This is a genomic window from Selenomonadales bacterium (assembly GCA_018335585.1).
Taxonomy (GTDB): domain Bacteria; phylum Bacillota; class UBA994; order UBA994; family UBA994; genus UBA994.
The window spans coordinates 19,657-46,191 of the sequence record JAGXRZ010000042.1; the positions used below are offsets into that span (position 1 = coordinate 19,657).

The 26,535-nt window shown below is 57.3% G+C and carries 21 protein-coding genes; 16 read left to right on the forward strand and 5 right to left on the reverse strand.

Going from position 1 to position 26,535, the window contains the following annotated elements; genetic code table 11:
• Window positions 1–14: 14 nt before the first annotated feature.
• Together KGZ66_07905 and KGZ66_07910 are read right to left on the reverse strand one after the other, a co-directional pair.
• Window positions 15–1,307: an ATP-binding protein gene (locus KGZ66_07905; protein ID MBS3985515.1), complete on the reverse strand. Its 1,293-nt coding sequence runs from the start codon at window positions 1,305–1,307 to the stop codon at window positions 15–17.
• 146 nt (window positions 1,308–1,453) lie between these two features.
• Complete coding sequence (locus KGZ66_07910) at window positions 1,454–2,557, reverse strand: aldo/keto reductase (GenBank protein ID MBS3985516.1); 1,104 nt, start codon at window positions 2,555–2,557, stop codon at window positions 1,454–1,456.
• Between the two features lie 228 nt (window positions 2,558–2,785).
• Between KGZ66_07910 and KGZ66_07915 the strand changes: the two genes are divergently transcribed.
• The 6 genes from KGZ66_07915 (at window position 2,786) to KGZ66_07940 (ending at window position 9,581) form a co-directional block, all read left to right on the forward strand.
• Window positions 2,786–3,820: an extracellular solute-binding protein gene (locus KGZ66_07915; protein MBS3985517.1), complete on the forward strand. Its 1,035-nt coding sequence runs from the start codon at window positions 2,786–2,788 to the stop codon at window positions 3,818–3,820.
• 56 nt (window positions 3,821–3,876) lie between these two features.
• Window positions 3,877–5,529, forward strand: coding sequence for an iron ABC transporter permease (locus KGZ66_07920; protein MBS3985518.1), 1,653 nt, complete (start codon window positions 3,877–3,879; stop codon window positions 5,527–5,529).
• A 13-nt stretch (window positions 5,530–5,542) separates the two neighbouring features.
• Window positions 5,543–6,619 (forward strand): ABC transporter ATP-binding protein, encoded by a 1,077-nt coding sequence (locus tag KGZ66_07925; protein MBS3985519.1) that lies wholly within the window; start codon window positions 5,543–5,545, stop codon window positions 6,617–6,619.
• A gap of 115 nt (window positions 6,620–6,734) precedes the next feature.
• On the forward strand, window positions 6,735–7,598 hold the full coding sequence (locus tag KGZ66_07930; protein ID MBS3985520.1) for an RnfABCDGE type electron transport complex subunit D: 864 nt from the start codon (window positions 6,735–6,737) through the stop codon (window positions 7,596–7,598).
• Between the two features lie 109 nt (window positions 7,599–7,707).
• Window positions 7,708–8,055 (forward strand): nucleotidyltransferase domain-containing protein, encoded by a 348-nt coding sequence (locus tag KGZ66_07935; GenBank protein MBS3985521.1) that lies wholly within the window; start codon window positions 7,708–7,710, stop codon window positions 8,053–8,055.
• 122 nt (window positions 8,056–8,177) lie between these two features.
• Window positions 8,178–9,581 (forward strand): NAD(P)/FAD-dependent oxidoreductase, encoded by a 1,404-nt coding sequence (locus KGZ66_07940; protein ID MBS3985522.1) that lies wholly within the window; start codon window positions 8,178–8,180, stop codon window positions 9,579–9,581.
• 340 nt (window positions 9,582–9,921) lie between these two features.
• Here KGZ66_07940 and KGZ66_07945 read toward each other — a convergent pair whose 3' ends face one another.
• Entirely contained in the window at window positions 9,922–10,770 is an 849-nt protein-coding gene (locus KGZ66_07945) for a 2-oxoacid ferredoxin oxidoreductase (GenBank protein MBS3985523.1), read from the reverse strand.
• The gene (locus tag KGZ66_07950) at window positions 10,763–12,451 is read right to left on the reverse strand and encodes a 2-oxoacid:acceptor oxidoreductase subunit alpha (GenBank protein MBS3985524.1); all 1,689 of its coding nucleotides are present in this window, start codon (window positions 12,449–12,451) and stop codon (window positions 10,763–10,765) included. Before KGZ66_07950 ends, KGZ66_07945 begins: the two co-directional genes overlap by 8 nt.
• Before the next feature lie 538 nt (window positions 12,452–12,989).
• On the opposite strand from KGZ66_07950, the gene KGZ66_07955 reads away from it, so the two are divergent.
• From KGZ66_07955 to KGZ66_07985, 7 genes are all read left to right on the forward strand, one after another.
• Entirely contained in the window at window positions 12,990–14,639 is a 1,650-nt protein-coding gene (locus KGZ66_07955; protein ID MBS3985525.1) for a glutamine--tRNA ligase/YqeY domain fusion protein, read from the forward strand.
• 343 nt (window positions 14,640–14,982) lie between these two features.
• On the forward strand, window positions 14,983–16,266 hold the full coding sequence (locus KGZ66_07960; GenBank protein ID MBS3985526.1) for an adenylosuccinate synthase: 1,284 nt from the start codon (window positions 14,983–14,985) through the stop codon (window positions 16,264–16,266).
• Window positions 16,267–16,319: 53 nt separating this feature from the next.
• Window positions 16,320–18,167, forward strand: coding sequence for a hypothetical protein (locus KGZ66_07965; GenBank protein MBS3985527.1), 1,848 nt, complete (start codon window positions 16,320–16,322; stop codon window positions 18,165–18,167).
• A gap of 48 nt (window positions 18,168–18,215) precedes the next feature.
• Entirely contained in the window at window positions 18,216–18,851 is a 636-nt protein-coding gene (locus tag KGZ66_07970) for a histidine phosphatase family protein (protein ID MBS3985528.1), read from the forward strand.
• Between the two features lie 87 nt (window positions 18,852–18,938).
• Window positions 18,939–21,470 carry a diguanylate cyclase gene (locus tag KGZ66_07975; protein MBS3985529.1) on the forward strand — a complete coding sequence of 844 codons (2,532 nt, stop codon included), beginning with the start codon at window positions 18,939–18,941 and terminating at the stop codon, window positions 21,468–21,470.
• A 64-nt stretch (window positions 21,471–21,534) separates the two neighbouring features.
• Window positions 21,535–22,614, forward strand: a complete 1,080-nt coding sequence (locus KGZ66_07980; protein MBS3985530.1) for a hypothetical protein — start codon at window positions 21,535–21,537, stop codon at window positions 22,612–22,614.
• A 41-nt stretch (window positions 22,615–22,655) separates the two neighbouring features.
• Window positions 22,656–23,459 carry a C39 family peptidase gene (locus KGZ66_07985; GenBank protein MBS3985531.1) on the forward strand — a complete coding sequence of 268 codons (804 nt, stop codon included), beginning with the start codon at window positions 22,656–22,658 and terminating at the stop codon, window positions 23,457–23,459.
• A gap of 12 nt (window positions 23,460–23,471) precedes the next feature.
• Here KGZ66_07985 and KGZ66_07990 read toward each other — a convergent pair whose 3' ends face one another.
• Window positions 23,472–23,882: a purine-binding chemotaxis protein CheW gene (locus KGZ66_07990; GenBank protein ID MBS3985532.1), complete on the reverse strand. Its 411-nt coding sequence runs from the start codon at window positions 23,880–23,882 to the stop codon at window positions 23,472–23,474.
• Window positions 23,883–24,257: 375 nt separating this feature from the next.
• On the opposite strand from KGZ66_07990, the gene KGZ66_07995 reads away from it, so the two are divergent.
• From KGZ66_07995 to pxpB, 3 genes are read left to right on the forward strand one after another with little or no spacing between them, the layout of a single operon-like run.
• Entirely contained in the window at window positions 24,258–25,025 is a 768-nt protein-coding gene (locus tag KGZ66_07995; GenBank protein MBS3985533.1) for an IclR family transcriptional regulator, read from the forward strand.
• 14 nt (window positions 25,026–25,039) lie between these two features.
• A complete protein-coding gene (locus tag KGZ66_08000) occupies window positions 25,040–25,801 on the forward strand; it encodes a LamB/YcsF family protein (protein MBS3985534.1) in 762 nt (253 codons plus the stop codon).
• Between the two features lie 4 nt (window positions 25,802–25,805).
• A complete protein-coding gene (gene pxpB, locus KGZ66_08005) occupies window positions 25,806–26,531 on the forward strand; it encodes a 5-oxoprolinase subunit PxpB (GenBank protein MBS3985535.1) in 726 nt (241 codons plus the stop codon).
• The last annotated feature ends 4 nt before the right edge of the window (window positions 26,532–26,535 follow it).

Consider the following 26,535-nt stretch of genomic DNA (forward strand, 5'->3'; position numbering starts at 1 on the left):
GTTCTTCTTGTTTTCTACAGCGCAAACAACCCATACAGTGGGACAGACTTAATGCCATTCTCAAACCCAAAATTCCGCATTGATGTGCGTACCGCCATCTGTGGTTTGTATCTCTCCATGTACACGGCGAGGCTTTTGGAGCGGGTGTTTTCTGCCGCCTTAACTTCCACGGGGACTAGTGTGCCGTCTACAACAATCAGAAAGTCTACTTCGGCAGAGCTCTTGGATTCCCAATAGTGCAAGTCATGCCCCTTCATGGTCAGCGCTCCCGCCACGTAGTTCTCCGTAAGAGCACCGCGGAACTGATGCAGATGAGAACCTGCCAAAGCCTGAAGAGTAATGCCTGCCTGAGCTGACAACAGCCCCACATCGCTCATGTAAAGCTTGAAGCTTGAAAGGTCCTGGTAAGCCACAGGCGGCATGTACCCGTGTTCACATTTTGCGCACTGCAGCACCACTCCGGACGCGATTAGCCAATCGATGGACTCGCCATACAGAGATGCACGACCACCACTGCGAATCAACTTGTACTGAAACTTGGTGTTTACCTTGGCTAATTGGGCGGGAATGGACTCAAAAGCACTGCGGATCTTCACGCCTTCCGCAGGGGAGGTGTACTTCGACATGTCTGCCACGTATGCGTTCAGAATCGCCCGCCTTACTTCCAGTTCAGTCATGAAGGGATGTGCTTCTAGCGATGCTTTCACCGCAGCGGGCATGCCCCCGATAATCAGGTATTCTCGATAGTAGAGCAGGGCTTCACCGTGCAGTTGTTCATGCAGGGGGACGTTGGCGAGGCAACACCGACGGATTTCAGCCGCCAGTAGCGCTCTCCCTTTGGCCCAGAGAAACTCTTCGAAGTCCAAAGGATGCAGTGTAGTCATCTGCACCTTCCCAACGGGAAAGGAAAACTTGCTCCGATTAATGACAACACCGAGCAGGCTCCCCGCCGCAATGACCGAGTACTCAGGTGCGTTTTCCGCGAAGTACTTGAGAGCCGTCAACGCCCTCTCACATGCTTGGATTTCATCGAAGAAAATCAGAGTCTCATCGGGGTCAACATTTGTCTGATAGTACTGCTCCAGTACGGGAATGATCCGCTTGGGGGAAATGTCACCCTCAAAGTATGGCGTTAGTCTAGCGTCTTGTTCAAAGTTCACGTACAGCACATTACGGTAATGGGCCTTGCCAAACTCAAGCACAGTATACGTTTTGCCTACCTGGCGGGCGCCGTAGATTAACAATGGCAGACGATCCCCTCTTTGCTTTCTCCACTGCAAAAGGCGTTCCGTGAGTTTTCGCTTCATGCCCTTCACCTCCACTGTGATAAGAATACCATGTTTTGCACTTTTATATCCACAAAAATGCTATGATATACACTTTCCCCGGGGAAAACAAAGGGGAACAAAGGGAACGGGACGATTCCAAAAAGAACCGTCCCTTTTGTTTCTTTTTATTTCTGCAGGGCAGTGTGTGCTTCGCGCAGGGCGCGTACAATCTGCAGCTGCTGCGGGCAGGCGTCCTCGCACTTGCCGCACTCTACACACTGCGCGGCGTCACGGCCGCGGGCCACGAGGGCCTTATAGGTCAGGAATGCTCCCTCGGCTGAGCCGAACATGGCGTAATCGTTGTACAAGTCGAGAATGTGGGGGATGCTGACGTTCGCGGGACAGGGCATGCAGTACCCACACTGTGTGCAGCCGATGGCCATGCGTTGGCGGTAGATTTGTCTCACCTTATCTATAAGGAAACCTTCTTGCAGGTCAAGGCACGGTGGCTTGAGGTTGTCAAAAATCTTGACGTTCTCGCGTACTTGCTCCATGGTCGACATGCCGCTAAGCACGACTGTGGTCTCCGGAAAGTCGCATACCCAGCGGAAAGCCCACTCCGCCGGCGTCCTTTTCTTTTTGGACTGCTTCCACACCTGCTTAATTTCCTCGGGCGGCTCTTGGGCTAGCTTGCCACCCCGTAACGGCTCCATGATTACCACAGGTACACCCTTGTGGCCGGCATACTGCAGCCCCGCAAGTCCCGCCTGATAGTCCTCGTCCATGTAGTTAAGCTGAATCTGGCACATAGCCCAAGGATGTGCGTCGAGGATTTCCTTAAATACGGGAAACTCGTCGTGTATCGAAAAGGCAGGATACATAATGCGGCCGTCGGCTACTGCGCGGTTGAGGAACTCCAATACACCAAGTGCTTTAACCTTGTCCCACGATTCACGGCGGAGTGCGTGGAGCAGATAAAAGTCTATATGTGAGACGTTGAGTTTCTTCAGCTGCTCATCGAGCAGGCGGTCGAAATCTGCCGGTTCTTTGACCAGCCAGCAGGGGAGCTTGGTGGCAAGCTTAACTTTCTCGCGGTAGCCATCAGATAGCGCACGCCCCACCACCCATTCGCTCTGTCCGCCGTGGTAGTTGTAGGCCGTATCCACATAGTTTACACCTTGGTCGATGGCGAAACGAAGCATGGCCGTAGCTAAGGCTTCGTCAATGCGGCGCTCTTCGGCGACGTTGCCGTGTGCGTCCGGTGTAGCCTCGAGCAAGGGCAAGCGCATACAACCAAATCCCAGAGTGGAAACGCTAAAACCTAGCTGTCCAAAGGGTCTATACTGCAAGATGAATCCCCCCACGCGAATGTTCCCTAAAGGGTATTCCACGCGCGCGGGGGGAAATCCTTTGTTGCCCTTGACACCACCCCCGTTGGCCTGCTACTATAGCTGAGAACGATTCTCGTTATCTGCAGGAGCGGGCGAGGATTGCATTAGCAAGGGGGAGGTCCTATAATGAACAAGAAATCCATGTACTTAGTCCTAGGGGTCGTGGCCGTGGCTCTGGCCTTTTTGCTCGGCGGGATGATTGACCTGTTTCCGGCGGAAGAGGCGGCCGCTAAGCCCGAATTCGTCAACGTATATACATCCCGTCATTATGGTGTAGAGCCCGTTTTCGAGAGATTCACCCGCGAAACCGGCATTCAGGTGCGTTTTACTACCGGTAGCGACGCCGTGTTGCGCGAGCGTTTGCGCGCTGAGGGCAAAAACACTCCGGCCGACGTGTACATGGCTGTTGATGCCGGCAACCTTTGGTTAGCAGGCGAAGCCGGGCTCTTAGCGCCGCTTGAGAGCCAAGTGTTGCGCGACAACATTCCCGCGCACCTGCGCGATGCGGGCAACCGCTGGTTCGGCCTTACGCGCCGCGTGCGGACTATCCTCTATCACCCCGACCGCGTAAATCCGGCAGAGCTGTCCACTTACGAGGCGCTGACCGATCCTAAGTGGGCAGGTCGTTTGGTAATGCGTCCGGCTACACACTCCTACACGCAATCGCTTGTGTCAAGTCTTATCGCCGCGCACGGCCCTGCCCGGGCAGAAGAGATCGTAAGAGGTTGGGTGGCCAATAGACCGACTCTAATCGACAGCGATACCCGCATCTTAGAAGCACTGGCCGCAGGTCAAGGTGATGTGGCAATCACTAATCATTACTACCTCGGTCGACTCCTCCAAGCTAATCCACAGTTCCCGATTCGCGTCTTTTGGGCTAACCAAAACGACCGCGGCGCGCACCAAAACATCAGCGGCGCCGGTGTAACTACCCATGCACCGAACCGCGCTAACGCCATTAAGCTCTTAGAGTGGCTAGCCACAGCAGGGCAGGCAGATTTCGCGAGCTCTAACCACGAGTACCCCGCGAATCCTAACGCCACCTCGCATCCAATTATCGTCGGTTTCGGCGAGTTTAAGGCTGACCCTCTAAACATCGGGGAGTTCGGTCGCCTGCAAGCTGAGGCTGTGCAAATCCTTGACCGCGCTGGATATAGATAAGCAGTCTTCTCGCTCGTTCTTGCTAGCCACGCAGTCAACGAGGAAGGTCGTAGTTAATGACAAACAACACTAGCATCACGCAAGTTGTGCGGGACAAAAGGCCGCTTGGCCTTTTGTCCTTGCTTCCGTTTATTGTGGTTGCTCTCACGCTCCTGCCCGTATTGGTGGTGGCATCTTCGCTTTTTACGCCAACTTGGCCCGTGTGGCAACACCTTTGGAGCACAATTCTGCCTGAGCTACTGCTCAATACGGCGGTGCTGCTGACAGGTGTGGGCATCGGTACGCTGGCTTTAGGTACTTCCCTAGCCTGGCTCGTTACGGCATACGATTTCCCCGGGAAGCGCACGTTTGAGTGGCTCCTGGTTTTGCCCATGGCGATGCCCGCCTACATTATGGGGTTTGTGTATATGGCCATCTTTGACTTTGCCGGGCCTGTGCAGACCTACCTCCGCGCACAAGGGTTAGATGCGCTAGTCTTCTGGGAGATTCGGTCAGGCTTTGGTGCCATCACAGTAATGACACTTGTGCTCTACCCCTATGTATATCTCCTCGCTAAGGCAGGGTTCGCCGAGCAGTCAGGTTCGGCGCTTGAGGCGGCGAAAGTCCTCGGCAGCAGCAAGACGCGCTTGTTCTTGCAGGTGGTCCTGCCTTTGGCGCGTCCCTCAATTGTGGCCGGGGTGTCGCTTGCGCTGATGGAAGCACTAGCCGATTTTGCGACTGTGCGCTACTTTAACTTCCCAACCGTGGCCGACGGAATCTTGCGCGTCTGGCACGGGCTGATGGACTTAGGCGCGGCCTCGGAGATGGCCGGCCTCTTGGCTATGCTGGCTTTGCTCCTTTTGCTGTCGGAGCAAAGGCTGCGCAATCGCCGCGCATACCATCAAGTGCGGGGAAAAGGGCAGGGGTTGCCTACCATGTTTTTGGGTGGGTGGCGCGGTCTGGTCGCGGCAGGCATTTGTAGTTTTGTAGTTTTTGCGGCTTTTGGGCTACCCCTCACGCAGCTTCTCTTGTGGGGCTCGCGCGAGCTAAGTCAGTTAACCGCGGGGACTTTAGCGGTCTATGTGCGACTTGCGGCCAACAGTCTCTCTCTTGCCGGGATTGCCGCTGCCGTCGCGGTGGCTGTCGCCCTGCTTGTGGCCAGCCTTACCCGCCTAAAGAGCGGTGCATTGTCGCGTCTCTTAACGCGTGTGGTTACTACGGGCTATGCGCTGCCCGGAGCCGTCATTGCCGTAGGCATCCTGCTGCCTTTGTCGGCACTTGACCGCAGTATCAACGCGGTAGCCGTAGCGTGGTGGGGTGTAGCCCCCGGCTTAATCTTTACGGGGTCTATTGTTGGGCTCATCTACGCATACACCGTGCGCTTTATGGCTGTCGCCTATAACAGCGTGGACTCCAGCCTAGAAAAAATCCCGCCAAACACAGTCTTAGCTGCGCGTGTTCTTGGTGCGACTCCCCTGCGGCTAATCACGGAGGTGCAACTGCCCTTAATTTTGCCGGGTCTTATGGCGGGGGCAATCTTAGTGTTTGTCGATGTGATGAAAGAGCTTCCCATCACACTAATGTTGCGCCCGCTTGGCTACGACACGCTGGCCATTTGGGTGTGGCAGATGGCCGCCGAGTCACTCTGGGCAAGTACCGCGCTGCCCGCGCTCGTCATTGTGTTGGTAGGCCTTATACCGATAAAGCTCCTCTTATCGCAGAGCAAATGAAAGGACGTAGTATATGACTGAAGAAGTCTGCGTGGCCAGTAGACTAACATCAGAGCCTCATGTCGAATTAAACGGATTATGCAAGCGCTATCCCGATGTGACAGCGCTCTATGACCTTAGCCTAAACGTCAATCGCGGCGAGTTTTTCTCCCTGCTAGGCCCGTCCGGATGCGGTAAGACGACAACCTTGCGACTCGTGGCCGGACTTGACTGTCTAAGCGAAGGTTCTATTGCGATTGACGGCTTGCTTGTGTCAAGCCCCACGTATTTTATGCCGCCGGAAAAGCGCGGTGTGGGCATAGTCTTTCAGGACTACGCCTTGTTTCCGCATATGACTGTGTACGAGAATGTGGCATTTGGCCTTTACGGTAGCCCAAAAGCTGCAATTACTAAGCGCGTCGGCGAGCTGCTGGCCCTAGTTGGGTTAGCTTCGGCGGGGCAAAAATACCCGCACGAAATGTCGGGCGGGCAAAAACAGCGCGTAGCATTAGCCCGCGCTCTCGCGCCCGCGCCTAAAGTTATGCTGCTTGACGAGCCTTTCTCTAACCTAGACGCAGAACTTAGGGCTGCTCTGCGCAGCGAAACCAAGGAAATCCTGCGCGAGAGCGGCGCAACGGTGATTTTGGTTACGCACGACCAAGAGGAAGCCTTTTCGCTCTCCGACCGCGTAGGTCTCTTAAGCGGCGGCAAGCTAGAGCAAGTGGGCACGCCTTACGAGATTTATCATCATCCCGCCAGCCGTTTCGTCGCCGATTTTGTCGGTCGCGCCGACTATCTGCCTGCCCGCGTGGAGGGCAGCTTCGTCGTGTCCCGCCTAGGTCGCTTCGCTTTATCCGTGCCGCACCCGAGCAACCTGTCTCTGGGAGAGCTCCTAATACGGCCTGACGACGTTTCCATCGCGCCCGATACGGCCGGAGAGGCCACCATAACGGATGTGCGCTTCCTTGGCGCGCACGCACTCTATACCCTGCGCTTAGATGACGGCGCCATCCTGCACTCGCAGGGACTGTCGGCTAATCTGCTCGCGCCTTGCACTCGCGTCGCCGTCACGGTAAACATGCGGCATACGGTGGTGTTTGGGAAGGCGTGAGGCGTGAGGAGTTGTCCCTTGTCGCTTGTCCCTTGTCGCTTGGGGAACGGGCGGTGAGCTTTGAGCGTTCATATATGCTAGAATAGTGCTAGCCTTTACTAGGAGGTAATGTCCATTGAAGATGATGCGTGCGGTGATTATTGCGCTTATTCCGGCCACGCTTGCCGCGCTATGGTTCTACAGACTGCCGGCACTGCTCTTAATGATGGTAAGTGTCGGCGTAGCTGTCGGCAGTGAGGTTCTCTGGCAGTATGCCACGAAGAAGCCCGTAAAGATATATGACTTAAGCGCGGTAGTCACGGGGATGTTATTCGGCCTTGGTCTTTCGCCGTCTCTGCCTCTTTACATTGCCGCGATAGGCGCGGCGGTCGCCGTGATTGCCGGTAAGCAATTGTTTGGCGGCATGGGCAAGAACCTGTTTAACCCGGCTTTGTTTGGGCGGCTGTTTATTGTTTTGGCCTTTCCCGGCACAATGAGCCCGTGGCTGACTCCTATCGATATGGTTACTTCGGCGACGCCGCTACAGCTACACCGGGCAGGGCAGGCCACGCCCGCTATCCTCGACCTTTTCACAGGTCTAGTGCCCGGCACCATCGGCGAAGCCTCGGCGTTAGCGCTGCTCCTCGGGTTCGCCTATCTCGCTTACCAGAAGTTCGCGAACTGGCGCATCCCGGCGGGGTGCGTGGCTGCCGTAGCAGTATGGGCACTACTCGCCGGAGACAACCCGCTTTTCCATGTCTTCTCCGGCAGCCTGCTTCTCGGCGCCTTGTTTATGGCCACCGACCCGTTTACCTCGCCACGCGCCGACCTCGGCCGCTGGGTGTTCGGTGCGGCAATCGGCCTTGGCATCATGGCCATGCGCTTCTTTAGCCCTCTGCCCGAAGGGACATCTTTCGCTATACTCGGCCTAAACGCCGCTGTGCCGCTCATTAACAAGTACACTGCCAAGAAGAAGAAGCCGCAAACCGCGAAGCGGTGAGAGCCGCCTGCCGCCAGCCGCCAGCCGCCAGGGAGCGCACGTGGTGCCAGGCCATATGGTATGATGAGGGTGCGAATTGCGAAGCAAGACCTGTCTGGAGGTGTCAGTAATGAGGCTCGAGTTTGACGATCTTGTGCTTGCCAAAGAATACAGGGAGGCCGTGCTAGAGGCTAAGAAGCGACTAACGGAGCAGTATGCTGTGGAGCTACTGGTAGTATTCGGGTCGGTCGCGCGGGGTGAAGCCGATGAGGAGTCAGATCTGGATCTGCTGGTGATTACGAAGGAAATGGTGACCCATCGCGACAGGAATGTCATGTCAGATATTATCTTCGACGTAAATTATGCATATGGAACCAACTTAAGCCTTGTTGTGGTTGACACATTTGCCTGGAATAAAGGCGTCTACTCTCTGATTCCACTCTATTCAGAAGTTCAGAGGGATGGGGTTATTGTATGACTGAACTCAGGGGGCGCTCAGCACTCAGCTGAGGCGTTAGTGCGGGCCACGAAGTGCGAAGTGCAAAGTGCAAAGTGCGAAGCAAAAGGCTCCGTCCCTTTTGCTTCTAAGGAGTGTAACCTGTGCAGGAACGCGTAGATGTAGCCATAATCGGAGGAGGCCCGGCGGGTATTTTTGCCGCGTTTGAGCTGTTGCAGCGCCGCAAAGGACTGCGGGTAATCATGCTTGAGGCCGGTGCAGACCTCGCCGAGCGCAGCTGCCCGATTGCCGAGCGCGCTGTCAACAAGTGTGTAGGGTGTGTACCCTGCGACATTATGCGCGGGTTTGGCGGTGCGGGGGCGTTTTCCGACGGCAAATACAACCTCACTACCGAGTTTGGCGGGTGGCTACAGGAGTTTCTGCCCGAACAAGACGTGCTCGACCTCATAGAGTACGTCGACGGCATAAACCTGCAGTTTGGAGCTCCGCGCGAGCTGTATACGACCAAAGACAGCGCCTTGCGCAAGCAGGCACTTGCTTTTGACCTGCACTTGCTCCAAGCAACCGTGCGGCACCTAGGCACCGAGAACAACCTGCGCATCCTGCACGAACTGCATCGCGCGCTTAGTCGCGACCTCGGATTCGCCATGCACTTTAACTCCCCGGTCACCAAACTTGAGCCCAGAGACGGCGGTTTTGTCTTAGCTGTCTCTTCGCAGCGCAATGAGCCGCGGTCGATTTTCGCAGACTATGTCATTGCCGCACCGGGCCGCGCCGGAGCCGAGTGGTTCGCCGCGCAATGCAAGTCCCTAGGTTTAAGTCTCTACAACAACCAAGTCGACGTCGGCGTGCGTGTCGAGCTCCCCTACGAGGTCTTCAGCCACATCACCGACGACGTCTATGAAGCGAAACTAGTCTACCGTACCAAGCAGTACGGCGATTCCGTGCGCACTTTTTGCATGAACCCACGCGGCTACGTAGTGAGCGAAAACACCGACGGGATTATCACCGTCAACGGGCATAGTTACCGCGACCCGGCACTGCACAGCCGCAACACCAACTTTGCACTACTCGTAAGCAACCGCTTTACGCACCCCTTTAATGAGCCGCACCAATACGGCAAGCGCATCGCATCATTTTCCAACCTGTTGGGCGGGGGGGTTTTGGTGCAGCGCTTTGGTGATTTAGTGCAGGGCAGACGTACGAATGATCACCGGTTAGGAAAGAGCTTCACCAAGCCGACGCTTGACGCCACACCGGGCGACTTAAGTCTGGTTCTGCCCAAGCGCCACTTAGACAACATCATGGAGATGATTTATGCGCTAGACAAGCTTGCCCCCGGCACGGCTAACGACGATACGTTGCTGTACGGGGTGGAAGTTAAGTTTTACAGCTCCCGCCTGCGCTTGTCGCCCGAGCTTGAGACGGAAGTCAAAGGGCTATTCGCCGTAGGCGACGGCGCAGGCGTGACACGCGGCTTATCGCAAGCAAGTGCGAGCGGAGTGCATGTGGCGCGCGTGCTAGCGGCGAGGCTACAGGGCTGCTAGCTTTTGGCTGCTGGAAGAAGAGAGCGTGCGTCGTGCTCCGTGCTCCGTGCTCAGTAGAGCGGTAACGCGGTGGCTCCCCTTTGACCTTTCCACCTTTGACCTTTCCACCCTCCACACTTATAGCTTACGGCTTACAGCGTACAGCGGAAAGCGGATAGCGGATAGCCCTCTCACTGCAGTTCATGATTCACGATTCTTGATTGCTCACCGCTCACCGCTCATAGCTCAAAGCCACTAACACCTAACGCCTAACGCCTAACGCCTACGCTGAATGCTAAGTGCTGAGTGCCGAGAGCCAACAGCCCCCCCTCACAGCTCACAGCTCACCGCTCATAGCTCACTACACAAACTCCCCCTGCACCTTCGCTACCGCCGCGGGTGCAAACGGACGCAGGGCCAACGGTTCGCCGTCGAGTACCGGGAAGTGCGACTCGAAGGTCGCGCGTGGCGCGTTGTACAAAATGCCCAGCGGTATGCGGTCGCCCCACTCCCGCGCGAGCTTAAGCGCAGCGTCCCAATCGCTTGTGTCGTGCCCTTCCACATAGTAGCCGCGCTCTTTGTACCAAGCGTAAGTATTGCGCTTATTAAACGTGACGCAGGGCTGCAAAATGTCTACCAAGGCGTAGCCCGGGTAGGCAATGGCTGCGAGCATTAGCTCTTTAAGCCGCGCCTTGTCGCCTGCAAACCCGCGCGCCACGAACCCTGCTCCCATAACCAGGGCGACTGCCAGCGGTGCAAAGGGCTCTAGGAACACGCCTGCGGGCTGCGCATTGGTGCGCATGCCGATATCGCTCGTCGGGCTGGCTTGGCCCTTGGTTAAGCCGTAGACTTGGTTGTTGTGCACGAAGTGGGCGATGTTAGGGTTGCGGCGGATGGTGTGAATAAAGTGGTTGCCGCCCTCGCCATAAGTGTCGCCGTCGCCGGATTCGACGATTACGGTAAGCGTGTGGTTAGCTATTCTCGCTCCTACCGCCGGGGGTAGGGCGCGCCCGTGCAAACCGTTAAAGCCGTTGACCCGCATGTAGTGGGGCATCTTCGCGGCCTGTCCGATGCCGCTGACCATTAACACTTGATGGGGAGCGAGCTTGGCCTCGGCTAGGGCATCGGCTAGCACCTGCCGAATGGGGAAGTTGCCGCAGCCCGGGCACCACGTGGGGTCTTTGCCGAGGTAGTCTTGTGGTCTATACATAGTTATTCACCTCACCTACAATGTCTGCCGCCGTAAAGGGGCGGCCGTCAAACTTAAGTAAGGAATGCTGCACGCTAAGCCCGCTCTCGCGCCTAAGCAGTGCCGCGAACTGCCCCGTAGCATTGTTCTCAATGCAGAAGCTCACCTGTGCCTTTGGCAGAAGCGTGCCGACTGTTTCGAGCCGGAGCGGCCACAAATCTTGAAAGTGGAGCATCGCGGCTCTTATTTCTTGCCCACATAGCATGTCGACTGCCTCGCGGATAGCGCCGTGCGTTGAACCCCACCCAATTAGCAGGACTTCGGCGTCGGTGTGGCCGTAAAACTCGGGTTCATCCATTTCCTCACGCACAGCTTCCATGCGGCGCATTCGCTTGTCGGTCATGCCTAGGCGCGTCTCGACGTCCTCGGCAATAAACCCGTGTTCTTCGTGTTCATGGCTGTCTGCCAAAACAACTTCGCCCGCATACTGCCCGGGCAACGCCCGCGGCGATATCCCATCAGGGGTATAACGATAGCGCTGATATGGCCGTTCGGTTAATTCCGCCGGAGTCAAGTGGCGTTCATACACTAGGCGCGAGAAATCATAGGGAGGAATCGAACGCGCACTGTCGGCAAAGTACTGGTCGGTAAGGAAAATTACCGGCATTTGGTACTTGTCCGCCAGGTCAAACGCTTTGTTCAGCCGATAAAAAGCGTCTTCGAGCGAAGTTGCCGCCAGCACCGCGCGCGGGAACTCGCCGTGGCCGCTGAAAATGGCAAAGTTCAAATCGCCTTGTTCCGTGCGCGTCGGGAGTCCGGTGGCCGGGCCCGGGCGCATGGCCAGCAAAATTACAATCGGTACCTCCATAACGCCGGCAAGCGAGAGCCCCTCGGCCATCAGCGCAAAACCACCGCCCGAGGTGCAGGTGAGAGAGCGCGCGCCGGCAAACGACGCCCCAAGCACCATGTTGATGGCGGCGATTTCGTCCTCGGCTTGCTCGACTACCAAGTCGTATGCATCCTGTTTGGCCGCAAGATAGGACACAACCCCGGTAGCCGGCGTCATCGGGTACGCGGAGACAAAGCGACAGCCACTAGCGAGGGCCGCCATACCCACAGCCGAGTTCCCGTCAATAAAGAGCCGCTCTGCGGCTAGAGTCTGCTTAGGCAGAGTTTGCTCGCTTCTTTGGTAGGGTGCCGCAGCAAGGTACCCCGCGCTAAGTGCCGCTATGTTTTGTTCCAGGAGAGGAGTAGTGTATAACTCGCCTAGCAACTTTTGTGCCTCCTCTATCGGTTCGCCGAGGAGGGATAGCACCGCTCCGGCCGCAACCGTGCTGGCTAGCACGGCTCCGCCGGCTGTGCGGGCCAGCGCGTGGAGCGAGACCGGCACCCCGCGTGTTTCCGCAGGCGGCAGGGTAGAAGCCGCTGGGTCAAAGATAATCTGGGCGTTCGCTGTAAGGCGGCGGCTGTGCGTTCTGTATGTTTCCTCGTTTAGCGCCACCAGTAAGTCGACATGGGCCAAAGGTGCCTCAGGCGTAGCACTTTCTACGCGCAGCAAGCTAAAGTTGTGCCCGCCGCGCACGCGGGACATATAGTCTTTGCAGAGGTGGACACCGGCTCCGGCTCGAGTAAAGTTCCGCCCCAGAAAGTGGGCAAGCGTATCTATCCCTTGCCCGGCCGCTCCACCGATTAGGATGTTCATGTCTAGAGCTCCTTTCCATAAGAATTACCTTCCTCGTTCGTTGTCGCGATGTAGAATCCTGCCGTGTAGCTTGGCATAAGTTGCTGCCCGGTAGAACTCGTGCTACAATCCAGACGGGGGCTGCTGGTAGAGGGGAGCGTGCTTCGTGCTTCGTGCTTCGTGCTCCGTAGAACGAGGGGCTGCTGGCTGCTGGTAGAGGGAAGTGCCCAGTGCTCAGTGCCTAGTGTCCAGTAGACGGGGGGCTGCTGGCTGCTGGTAGAGGGAAGTGCCCAGTGCGCAGTGCCTAGTGCCCAGTAGAGCGGGGGGCTGCTGGCTCCTGGCTGCTGGTAGAAGTAGAACACGCGCGCTCGCCACGGCGTTGTAGGGACGTGCGTTCGCACGTCCGCGGACGTGCCATAGGCACGTCCCTACGCTGAAAGCTGAGTGCTGCGGGCTGAAAGCCCCTCCCCAGAGTTCACGATTCACGATTCATGATTCACGATTGATTCACAGCGAGGTGATCCCATTGACTGACACACCTAACAACTTTCTACGGGACATGATAAGCCAAGACATCGCCGCGGGAAAGAACGGCGGCCGGGTACATACTCGCTTCCCGCCGGAGCCAAACGGCTGGCTGCATATCGGGCATGCCTTTGCCGTAAACCTTAACTACGGGCTGGCGCAAAGCTACAGCGGCAAGTTTAACCTGCGCTTTGACGATACTAACCCCTTAAAAGAGGAGCAGGAGTTTGTAGACTCAATTATGGCCGACGTCAGGTGGCTGGGCGCAGACTGGGAGGACAGGCTGTTTTTTGCGTCCGACTACTTTGAGCAGAAGTACGATTTTGCCGTATACCTCATAAAGCAGGGACTGGCCTTTGTCGACGACCTTTCGGCAGAAGAGATGCGCGCGTACCGCGGGACTCTGACCGAGCCGGGAAAGGAGAGTCCCTACCGCAACAGGTCGGTGGACGAAAACTTAGACCTTTTCGCGCGCATGCGCGCCGGGGAGTTCGCCGACGGCAGCCGCACTCTGCGCGCCAAGATAGACATGCAGAGTCCGAACCTAAACCTGCGCGACCCGGCGCTCTACCGCATTCGGCATGCGCACCATCACCGCACTAAAGACGAGTGGTGCATTTATCCGATGTACGACTACTCGCATCCCATCGGCGATTACCTAGAGGGGATTACGCATTCACTCTGTTCACTCGAATACGCCGACCACCGTCCGCTCTACGACTGGGTGGTTAAGCATATGGCAAACGCCTTCCCGACTGAAGGGCATCCGGAGCAGACGGAGTTTGGCCGCGTAAGCTTATCCTACACCGTTATGAGCAAGCGCAAGCTCAGACGCCTGGTGGAGGAAGGTCACGTAGCCGGGTGGGACGACCCACGCCTGCCGACCATTGCGGGACTCCGCCGCCGCGGCTACACGCCATCCGCCATCCGCGCGTTTTGCGCTCTGTGCGGTGTGGCGCGCAAGAGTGTGGTTATGGACCTTGCCGTACTTGAGCACTGCGTCCGTGAAGAGCTTAACGCTCATGCGCCGCGCGCTATGGCCGTGCTGAGGCCGCTTAAAGTAGTCATAGAAAACTATCCGGCAGAGCAAGTAGAGTGGCTAGAGCTAGAGAACAACCCCGAGGATCCGCAAGCCGGAACGCGCCTGCTCCCCTTTTCCCGGGAAATTTATATTGAGCGCGAAGATTTCATGGAAGTGCCTATCAAGAAGTTTCATCGCTTAACGCTTGGCGGCGAAGTGCGCCTAAAAGGGGCTTACATTATCCGCTGCGAGCGCGTTACCAAGGACCCCGCCACCGGCGAGATTACCGAACTCCACTGCACCTACGACCCTGCCAGCAAGAGCGGAGGCGCAGAGAGTGGGCGCAAAGTAAAAGGGACTTCCCACTGGGTGTCCTTGTCGCATGCGGTAGAGGCACAAGTGCGGCTCTACGATACACTTTTCAGTAAAGCCGACCCCGAGGACCTACCCGAAGGCGAAGAATTTACCTCTTGCCTTAATCCTACCTCGCTCGTGGTCCTCCGCGACTGCAAGCTAGAACCCTCGCTCGCATCTGCAGCCCCGGGCAGCAGACACCAGTTTCTGCGCCAAGGGTATTTCTACGCCGACCCTGCGTCTAACTCGTCTGGGCAACTCGTCTTTAACCGCATCGTCGGGCTAAAAGACACTTGGGCGAGGGCGTAGGAGAGTGTCGCATGTCCCTTGTCGCTTGTCGCTTGGGGAGAGGCCTTAGGCATGAGGCTTGAGGCATTGGAAGAGCGGTGAGCAATCGTGAATCATGAATCGTGAATCGTGAACTGCGGGGAGAGGGTTATCCGCTATCCGCTATCCGCTTTCCGCTCTCCGCTGTAAGCCGTAAGCCGTAAGCTATAAGTGTGGAGGGTGGAAAGGGTAAAGGTGGAAAGGTCAAGGGGGAGCCACCGCGTTACCGCTCTACTGGGCACTAGGCACTGTGCACTAGGCACTCCCCTCTACCAGCAGCCAGCAGCCAGTAGCCAGGAGCCCCGCCTCCACAAAGCGAAAGGAAGTGATCACCATTCCTATAAGAGCCGTCGTCGGTGCGCAATGGGGTGACGAAGGTAAGGGCAAAATAGTCGACTTGCTGGCCCAGCAGGCTGACTACGTCATCCGCTATCAAGGCGGAGCTAATGCAGGCCACACCGTGGTTAACGAGTATGGCAAGTTTGCGTTGCATCTTGTGCCGTGTGGCATTTTTAACAGAGAGACCGTCAACATTATCGGCACGGGCACAGTTATAGACCTTGACGAGTTAGTCAAGGAATTAGACATGCTAACAAGCCGCGGGATTAGCACGGAGAGGCTCTACATTTCTAATCGCGCCCACTTATCTGTCCCTTCATATGCGCAACTTGAGCGCATGGCCGAGGAAAGCCGCGGTGAGCGCAAACAAGGCTCTACGCTTAGGGGTATTTCGCCCGCCTATGCGGCGAAGGCCTTGCGTCTTGGGATTCAGATGGGTGAGCTTAAAGACTGGGGGCGACTGGAGCCGAAGTTGCGGGAGCTACTTGCCGCCTGTGACGACCTGTTAGTTAAGCTCTATGACGCCAAACCACTTGCGGCAGACAGAGAGCTAATAGTAGAGCGTTACGCTGCGTACGCCAAGCGACTTGCCCCTTACATTGGAGACACCCTGTCGTTAGTCTCCCTGGCTGTTAAGCAAGACAAAGACATCTTGCTCGAGGGGCAGCTGGGCACGATGCGCGACTTAGACTGGGGCATATACCCGTATGTGACTTCATCTAACCCCCTGCCGGGCGGGGCCTGCGCCGGTGCAGGCATACCCCCGCAGCGCATTACGTCTGTGCTTGGCGTCGTCAAGGCCTTTTCCACCTGTGTGGGCGCAGGGCCTTTCCCCACCGAGCAAGACAACGAAACAGGGCGCTACCTGCGGGAAGTCGGGCACGAGTACGGAGCGACAACCGGCCGTCCCCGGCGCATCGGGTGGCTTGACGCGGTTGCTTTGCGCTATGCCGCAGCGCTAAACGGCTTTACCGAGCTGGCAGTCACTAAGCTAGACACCCTAGACGGCCTCCCGATGCTTAAGGTATGTGTCGGCTACAAACTAGACGGCCACCACATAGACTATATGCCTCTTACGGCAGACCTCTATCGTGTGGAGCCCATCTATGAAGAAATGCCGGGGTGGCAGCAGCCCACATCTTCTGTACAAAGCTTCGCGGCACTGCCGCAAGCCGCGCAGGACTACGTGCGGCTGATTGAAGGGTATCTAAACGCGCCGGCGCGGCTTATCTCAGTCGGGCCGGAACGGGAAGCGACATTTCTCAGGTAACGTTGTGAACACCCCCCACATATACTGCCATGAACATGCAGGAGGGGGTGTTTTTGTTGCCCACTAAGCAAAAGCCGAGCAATCCCGTACCCAAGTCAAAGCTTAGTGTCAAGGATGACCGGCAAGCCTATGCACAGATGGAGGAGAAGTTTCTCAGCCTAAATGAGCAGCTCGCACAGGTGCAGGGCGAGCTAAAGAAAGCGCCGTCACGTCAGAAGCGCCGTACTCAGCTCGAACTGGAGGAAGCGATAGTACGCCTTGACGAGCAGATTATCGCCTTTCTCAAAGAGCGCCCCGAGCTAGCTCAGGGAGTCAAGCGCCCCGACCCTTTGCTCCTCGAAGAGCACCAAAGTGAATCTGAGTGGCGCGAGCGCTTGCGTAGCCAGCAGGCTCTGCTTGAGGAAAGCCTGCTCAGCCGACAACACGCCGTGTTTGAACGCCGCGAGCAAGAGTGGCACAAGGCAGAGCGCCTGCGTTTAGACGAGCAAGAGAGAAAACTCCTTAACGCACTGGCCGACAGGCAAGCTAAGCTCGAGGACGAATGGCAGATGCGCCGCAAAACCGAAACCGAGGCCCAGGCGTTAGCGTGGCTACGCTCCCAGCAAAAAGATATAGCGCGGCAGATGCAGGAAGGGATGCTCCGCATTAGGCAGGACCTACAGATGCGGGAAGCGCAGTGGCAACAGCAAACAAAGCGGGAACTTGCCGAGATAGAAAAAGAATGGCGGAAACAACGTGGCGCGGAGCTAAACGCGCTAGAGGCCGCTTGGCGCGAGCAGGAGGTTATGCACCGCGAGCGGGCTTACCTTAGGCGCATGGAGGCAGAATGGCGGGTAGAGCAAGCCGGAGTGCTCGCAGAGGCCATCGCGCAGTGGAAAAAAGAAGGGCAGCAGCAAGTAAGCGAGAACTTGCGCAGTGAGCTGGCCGGCCAACTAGAAGTAATGGGCAGGGCATGGCTTAATGAGCAGATGGCGGCGAATCAAACGGCCAAGGTAGAAGTGGAGCAAGTGCTAAAGCAGGCACGGCAGGAACTGCATGTGTTACTGGAAAGAGCGGCGCGGACGGTACAAGGGGAGTACGTGCGGCAGCACCAACAAGAAATAGAGCTGCTTGGGCAAGAGCTGCGGGCTGACTTAAAAGCGACGCTCGAGAAAGTAGCCACGAACTTGGCCGCCGAGCATGAAAATCGCTTAAGTCACCTAGCACACGAGTACAAAGGTACGTTCGCGGGCGCGCTTGAGCGAGCTGAACAAGCGCTGCAGTCGGTGCATGCAGAAGCGTTAGCGAAGTCGCACGCCGAGTGGCTCGCCGGTAGTCGCAGTGAACTAGAGCGTCTCTGCCGCACCCTGCGTGAGGAGCACCAACGTGCGCTGCAGGTACTGGCGCAAGAAATGCGCACAGAGTACCAAGTAACGCTTGCGCAATCGGCCGAGGAGGACAAAGCGGCGCACCGAGAGCGCGACACCGAGTTGGCTAAGCGGCTGTTCTCCCATGCGGGAGAGTACCTCGCAGAGTGGCAGACAGGTGCCGTAACACGCCTTACCGCGCTGGAGCGCCAGTTGTCAGCAGAATTCCAGAAGCACTTGCAGGAACATCAAGCTCACGTGCTCTCTCTTCACCAAGAGAACCTTGCGGCGCGGTATGAGCACTGGGTTGCGCTGTGCACAGAGCGCCTAGCGACCGCTAAGATGGAGCTTGCCGGTGAATTCGCAGGCTTACTCGCCGAGCTCAAAACCGGGATGCTTAGCGAATACACGGCCAGTCTCGCCACTTTTAGGGAACAAATGTACGGTGAGTATCGCGGGCGCCTCGGTAAACTTGCCGAAGACCTTGCCGCCAAACACGCTAACGCACTGGCCTCCGCAGCAACTCCACCCGCCGCTACTCGCCAAAGGCGCTAAGCGATGATAAAATCTTAATGGTTATTGATGATTTTAACGAGGTGGCGCATGCTGACGGTTCTCCTAGTGCGACATGGCGAAACAGACCATAACAAGAACAATATTATGCAGGGGCATCTTGATGTACCGCTTAACGAGACAGGGCGGGCACAGGCTAAGCATCTCGCGCGCTACCTCGCCGCGCGCTACCCTATAGAGCATATCTACAGCAGCCCCTTGATGCGAGCGTATTCCACGGCGGAGATTATTGCCGCCAAACAGCATTGCCCCATTACGGCGGTAGCCGAACTCAGGGAGCTTGACGTAGGTCTCTGGCAGGGGCTTACGCTCGAACAAGGGCGCGTCACGCACCCGACCATTTGGGAGAACCTACACGCCGACACGCTCTACACGCGGCGACCTAGCGGCGAATCCTATTGGGACCTCTACCAGCGCACAACTAGTTGGTTAGAGGATAAGGTCGCACAGCTTGAAACGGGCACCATCTGCCTCGTTACGCACGGCGGCTGCGTGCGCACTCTGCTCGCCTACGCTTTGTCCGCGCCGCCTGAGCTGTTCTCTTTTGCCTCCGCACTTACCGTGGACAACACCGGCCTAACGGTGCTGCACTACAAACCCACACCGCGCCGTTGGCAAGTGCGTACGGTTAACGCCTCTTGCCACCTTCAGCTAGGCGAAACGTAAGAATTTTCGTCCTAGCAGCAGGAAAGTGTCGGATTATGTCGAAGTATGGCGAGGTGACTTGGTAAGGTAACAGCGGAGTTGAGCGGGGTGGCAGCAGTGTCGAGAGGCAGAAGATTTTACGTGGCGTTGATTGTCTTGGCAATCGGCTTACCGCTGTTGGCGACAACAGTGATGTACGCCGTTTTTTCTTCCCGCGTGACGGAAGATGCCTATACAATCGCCCAGAAGCGCGTAAACCGCGTAGCGAGAGAGGTAGGTCAATGGCTAGATGTACAGGCGCGCGGCGTGGAGTTGGCTGCGGCGCAGATTGCCTTAATGGATGAAGGGACAAGCGAGGCAGAACTGCTTACACTCCTCCGCGGCGTGCTTAGCGCTTCACCGGCACTGCGTTCCGTATACTACGGCACGGCCGATAATCGCATGCTTAACGCTTCGGGCTGGGTTGCGCCCCCGGGTTGGGACTTGCGCCTGCGCCCTTGGTATATTAAGGCGACCGGCACGCGCGGCCTTGTCTTCACGGATCCGTTCCTTAACGCCAGCGGCGACGCCATGATTGTCACCGTCGCTCAGGCCGTGCACTCCGCAGAGGGGAGTCTCTTAGGGGTAGTCGGAGCCGACATCGAGCTTAGCACAATCGCCAGATTCCTCGTAGATACCCCAATCACCCGCCACAGCGCGTCGCTTCTCTATAACGGCGGCAATCTCATTACCAGTGCGCGCGATACTTTGGACGACTCCTTGTTAGCGGTGGTAGAGCGCAACCTGCCCTTTACCGGCAGCGGGCAGGAGTACGTGGGCACAGGCTGGCTACGAGACAGAATGCTCTATGTCCCCGTGCCCCGGGTAGGGTGGCATCTAGTGGCCTACGTCCCCTGGGAGGACTTCTTTCCGCACGCGCGGACCCTCTGGATGTACGTGGCGCTCATTGGCGTATCAGGCGTCGGCCTAATGCTTGGTTTGGCGTCCTTCTATTACGGACAAGTCTCCGCGCCGCTCCTAGCGCTTGAAAGAACGATTAACTCACTGCACATAAAGGAAGACTGCTTTGACCGCATTCCGCCGGTTAACCGACCGGGGCGATTCGCCGCGCTGGTCAACAGCATAAACGATTTGCTAGACCGCGCCCAATCGTATTACCTCGAAGTGCACACGGCCAAGGTAGAAATGGAAGCGATGAACGCGCGCCTAGAAGTAGCCGTAACCGAAGAACGAGAGTCGCGCAACGAACTGGAAATAAGGCAAGGCTACTGGCGGGCACTGTTTGAGAACGCGCAAGATGCCATCGCGTTAGTAGATTTATCGTGCACCATTATTGCCGCCAATGCGGCTTTTCTGCGTCTATTTGAGTGGAAAGGCGAAGATGTAATAGGTCGGGATATTGATCTGCTTGTTGCTTCCCATAGGCTAGATGAGGCGCGTTTTCTTTCGTCGCAGACGACGGTAGGCATAGCTAACTTCCTCACTGCACGTCTTACCAGTTCCGGGCAGGAAATAGACGTTGAGATTTCTATCGTGCCTATCCGCGCTTTAGGTCACGTAGAGGGTGCCTACGCCATCTACCGCGATGTGCGCTCGCGCCGCGCGGCCGAACGTGAAATGCAAAAGCTCAGTCAGTACGACCAGCTTACCGGTGTGTATAACCGCGCTTACTTTGACAATAGCTTACGCAACTTAGAACAGAGCGGCGCAGTACCTATCAGTCTGCTCCTAGGCGACACTAACGGTTTGAAACTGGTCAACGACGCTTTTGGGCACGCTTTGGGCGACGAGGTGCTGCGGCTGTCGGCGGACGCTTTACGTGCCTGCGCTCGCCCGGGAGATATCGTGGCGCGCGTCGGCGGGGATGAGTTCGCCATGATTTTGCCTAACACCACGGAAGCAGAAGCCGAGGCGCTCGCTCTGTGTGTCGAAGCCGAGTGCCGCGAACGGAGCGAAGGGCTCAGGCAGTTAAGTCTTGCCTTCGGTGTCAGCTGCAAAACTGCAGTGACGGATAACCTCTTCGGGCTTTTCGTGCAAGCCGAAGACCGCATGTATCGCCGCAAACTGCGCGAGGGCAAGAGCGTGCGCGGCTCGCTTATTACCAGTCTGATGCAAGCGCTAGAAGAGAAGACGCGCGACACCACCGCTCACAGCGACCGCATGGGAGACCTAGCACGCGACTTGGCTAGGCGCCTAGGCGCATCCGGCAGCGACCTCGACGACATTTATATGCTGGCAACACTGCACGATATCGGCAAGATTGGCGTGCCCGACCATATACTAAACAAGCCTAGCCAGTTGTCGCCAGAAGAATGGGAGATCATGAAGAAGCACAGCGAGATTGGCTATCGCATTGCCAGCGCTACAGTTGAGCTGGCGCATTTGGCGGAGGGGATCTTGCACCACCACGAGCGCTGGGACGGCACGGGCTACCCTTACGCCTTAGCCGGCGAAGACATACCCTGGCCCGCACAGATTATCTCGGTAGTAGACGCCTATGACGCCATGACTAACCCTCGCGCCTATCGCGGCGCCCTAACGCACACGGACGCCCTTCTGTGCATTCGCGCGGGAAGCGGCAAGCAGTTCGCTCCACATGTTGCCGAAGCCTTTTTGGCGATGATGGCGGAACTTAACTAAACTTACGCACGTGCCGCGCTCGTTCTCCGTATGATGCAACAGGTCATTATAGGGAGGATGAGTTATGCCGGGCTACGAGCGCCACTTGTTTGCGGGCGGCAATACTGCTTTCGGGTTCCATTCTTTTTTTGAGCACGTTATCCCAACTAACCCGCACAGAGTGTGGGTAATTAAGGGCGGTCCGGGCGTTGGGAAGTCTAGGCTGATGCAAAGCATTGGCGAGGTCATACAAAGGCAGCGTCACGTGGAGTATTTTCACTGCTCCTCTGACCCGCAATCGCTTGACGGCCTCGTGATACCGGAGCTAGGCGTAGCGTTCTTGGACGGCACTTCCCCCCATGTAGTTGACCCCAAGCTTCCGGGTGCGGTCGATGAGATTGTTAACCTAGGGGAGTACTGGCAGCAAGCAGCACTCCAGGCTAATCGCGCGCAGATTCAGGCTGTGACAACCGAGATTAGCCGCCTGTTTCGCCGCACTTATGGCTACCTTGCCTGCGCCAAAAAACACCTAGATGAGCACGCCGCCTACTACGTTGACGCAGGGGCCCTCGATTGGGCAGCGCTTAAGACCTTAGCCCTCCGCTATGAGGAATTGCTGCTGCCGCGTAGCGTGGCCAAAAGTGCTTCCACGGCAAGGCATCTCTTTGCCTCAGCGATTACCCCAAGCGGCTTTGTCAACTTCGTGGACAGCTTGATGCGGCGGTGCCAACGCGTGCTAGTATTACAGGCAACCAAGGGTGCGGGTGCGGAGTATATACTCGATCATCTGCAGCGTGCGTTAGCTGCCAGGTCACTGTGGACCGAGGTCTACCACTGCGGACTAGACCCAGAGACGGTCGAACACCTCTATGTGCCGGAGTTATCCCTAGCTGTGGTAACGAGCCGCACGCCGCATGTGTATACCGCTACCGGTACATGGACAGAAGACCTGAACGCGCTCGTCAGAGAAGAGCGCTTGACGCCTTGGCGTGGGGAAATGAACGCCGTGCTGGCAGACGGCAAGCGAGCGCTCGAAAAGGCCGTGGGGTTCCTAGCGCGAGCTAAATCCGCGCACGACGAACTGGAAGGTCTCTATGTGCCAAATATGGACTTCACGCGCGTAGAGGCGCGGCGAGCGCAGATCCTCGCGCAACTTACGACTTAAGTTCTAACCCCTTTTCTCCGATGTACTATAGGAGAAAAGGGGTGATTAGCTTTAGGCTTATTGATTTGTCGCTAGCGGTCCTCGCCGTCATATTTGTCGCTCTACTGGCGCTACTTGGCCTGTACTATGTGGGGAACGCCGCGAGTAGCGAGCCTGATATCCCAGGCGGACTCGTCGCCGAGAGCCAAGAGCAAGAACCAGAGGTGCCGCATAACGAGTCGCCTCCGGCTATTAGACCAGCGCTTGTTACTGGTTCGCTTGTATACATAGAGAACGCCCCGCTCTTTTCTCAGCACCCCCGCTGGCCAACCGGGTGTGAAGTAGTGGCGTTGGCCAAACTCGCGGAGTTCTACGGAGTGCAAAAGAGCGTGGATGAGTGGATAACACAATTGCCGCAAGGGTCTCTTTTCTGGCGGGATGGCCGGTTACACGGTCCCGACCCGCGCGAGATGTTTGTGGGAAGCCCATATAACAGAAACAGCTACGGCGTGTATCATCAGCCGTTGCTGCTTATGTTGGAGCCTTATTTTGGTGACCGCGTCATCAACATGACTGAGCGCCCTTGGGAGGAATACGAAGCCATGGTGCGCGCCGGCAACCCCATCGCGGTGTGGGGCACGATCTCTAACTTGCCTGTGCTCCGCACAGACGCTTGGATTACCCCGCAGGGAGATATCCATCACTGGAACGGAAACCAGCATGCGATGCTACTCGTTGGGTTTAGCGATACCAGTGTGCTGGTAAACGACCCTTGGACGGGAACGCTGCGGCGCTTCGACAAGGCGGTCTTTCAGCAGCGCTGGAAAGCGCTCGGGCGGCAGGGGATAGCGATAGCGCCGCGGTAGGCGGCTCAGAACTCAAAGCGCTTTCCCGAGCAGGCGCGCGGGGTCAAGTAGCACCAGCATGCGCTCTTTCAGCCGCACCACGGCTTTTGTTATCGAGGTCGAACCCGCGAGTGTAGCCGAAGCCGTGTCTAGGGCATGATTTGGCACATTGAGCACGTCTTCGACTTCGTCGACTTGGAACGCAGCTGACATGCCGCCTGCGGTAAGCACAACGGCTTGTTCAGACTCGGCCCTCTCTGGGTGTCCGAGCAGATGCCCGAGATTAACCAGCGGGATATTTGCGCCGCGAAAATCGATGACGCCCACAATGTGTGCCGGAGCCTCGGGAATAGCCAGTGCTGTAGGTTTGCGCAGTATTTCCTGCACGCTTAGCGCCTCTATGGCGTAGGAATCCGCTCCCACCGAGAAAATAACTATCTGCATGCGACACCTCCGAGAGTGTTTATGTAGCGATATGGCGACTTCGTGCTCGTAGCACCGTTCTTCTAACCCCTAACGCCCGAGAGTAGGGACGTGCGTTCGCACGTCCGCGGACGTGCCATAGGCACGTCCCTACGTCACCGCTCACAGCCGTTCCCCAAGCCCCGAGCGACAATTTCCTGGCGGCTGGCGCCTGGCGGCCGGCGGCTCCCTCAAGCGACAAGCGACAAGCGACAAGCGACAAGCGACATTATCTACTTTCTCCTTCCCTAACTAATCTCCTGCTAACGCAATTTACTTGCGCGACGCAGGAGTATTTATTTCGGCATCGAACTCAATATTTAACACCCTATTTCAAATTGTGATGGAGGGACAACTATGGCTATAGCCAACACCTTCGACAAGGGACTTAAGATTTTGGAGCTTTTTACGCTTGAGAAGCCGCGCCTGACACTGCGTGACGTCGCCGAGCGCTCCGGCCTGACTAAGCCCACGGCTTTACGCATGCTTAACACACTCGAAGCCAACGGGTACCTGATGCGCGACAGGAGCAAGGCCTACTGCCTAGGATTGCGCTTCCTAGAGCTAGCCAACGCAGTCACCGAACGGTTAGACATTCGCCACGCAGCCTTAGTGCATATGGACGAGCTGTTGCTTAAGGTAGACCAAGCCGTCAATCTAGTTATTCGCGACGGTTACGACGGAGTATATATTGAGAAGCGGGAAACCAGCCACCCCGTGCGCATGTACACGCGCATTGGCAGGCGCGCGCCGCTTTATGCCGGGGCGTGCCCTCGCGCCCTCATTGCTTTCCTGCCGGAGAAGGACCTGCAGGAGCTGCTGCCTAAGCTGTCCATCGTGCCCTTTACCCCGAGTACTCCCAAAGACGCTGCCGACCTTGCGGAGCGCATCAAGCGCGAGCGCGCCTTAGGGTACTGCTTTAGTCAGGGAGAGCTGTTTGAAGGCTCGTCGGCCATTGCTATGCCGGTACGCGACCATACGCGCAAAGTCGTGGGCGCTGTAAGCATTGCCGGACCGAGTGCTAGTTTCAACGAAGAAAAGCTCGACTACATGGTCAAACACCTGTCGCGTTGTGCCGAAGACATTTCGCGGGATATGGGTTATGTCGTGAGAAAGGGGATTTGAGCTTGACGCCGAGGATCCATGTAGATATAAACTGCGACATGGCCGAAAGCTTTGGCCCCTATTCACTTGGACAGGACGAACTCATTATGCCGCATATCACGAGCGCCAATATTGCCTGTGGATTTCACGCGGGGGACCCGTCGTTTATGCAGAAGACTGTAGCCCTCGCCAAGACCCACGGCGTGCGCGTGGGTGCGCACCCCGGTTACCCAGACTTGGCTGGCTTTGGACGGAGATATATGGCCATGACCCCTAACGAGGTCTATGATGCGGTTGTGTATCAAATCGGGGCCTTGCTTGGCGTAGCCCGCACGCAGAGGACGGAGGTTACGCATGTCAAGGTGCACGGCGCACTCTACAATGCGGCCGCGGTTGATGCGCGGTTAGCCGCCGCGATTGCGCGCGCAGTAAGGGACGTCGACAGCGCGCTGTGGCTGGTAGGTATGGGCGGTTCGAAACTTATCGACGAGGGCCTCGCGGCCGGACTCGCCGTAGCGCGCGAGGTGTTTGCCGACCGCGCTTATCAGGCGGACGGCGCGTTGGTGCCGCGCGGCAACCCGGGTGCAGTCTACACGGATGTAAACCTGGTAGTTCGGCAAGCCTTAGATATGGTCACGCGCGGGTTCGTCACCGCCGTCACCGGCGAGCGGATAGCCGTAACCGCCGACACTATCTGCGTGCACGGGGACAGCCCGCACGCCCTGCAGTTTGTGAGCGCCATGCGTAAGGCACTAGGTGAGGCAGGAGTTGCCTTTAGTCCGTTAGGGGGGCGCTGACGTTATGCCGCGTTTTCTGTCTGCGGGCGAAAGTCACCTCGTAGTGGAGTTCGGACAAGCGATTGACCCGGCTCTAAACCGAGCAGTGCACTCCCTAGACCAACGGCTAAGGACCGGAAACCTCCTAGGCTTCAAAGAGAGTGTGCCGGCCTACGCCTCGCTCTTGGTATCCTACGATCCCTTACAGCTCTCCCGCGAAGCGCTAATCGCGCATTGCACAAAACTGCTGCACAACGACGGCAACGACGCGTCCCTGTGGCGCGAGACGATAGAGATTCCCGTGCTCTACGGCGGCGAGTGGGGGCCGGATTTAAGCGACGTAGCGCTTAAGGTAGGGCTGACTTCTCGGGAAGTAATCGAGCTTCACTCACAGGCAGACTACACCGTCTATATGATTGGTTTTATGCCGGGATACCCCTATCTCGGCGGGCTAGACCCGCGCTTGTCTTTGCCGCGGTTGGCGACGCCGCGCACTAAGGTTCCGGCGGGTTCGGTGGCGATTGCGGAACTGCAGGCGGGCATCTATCCGCTCGAGAGCCCCGGAGGCTGGCATCTCTTAGGTCGTACACCGCTTAGGCTCTACAGGCCGGACTTCTCGCCGCCGGTGCTGCTTAAAGCCGGGCAGCGCGTGCGTTTTCGACCAGTCACGCCCGATGAGTACGCCGACATAGAAGCGCAGGTGGCCAGAGACGAATATGTGCCGCGCGTCACGCGTGAGGAGATAGTATGATAGT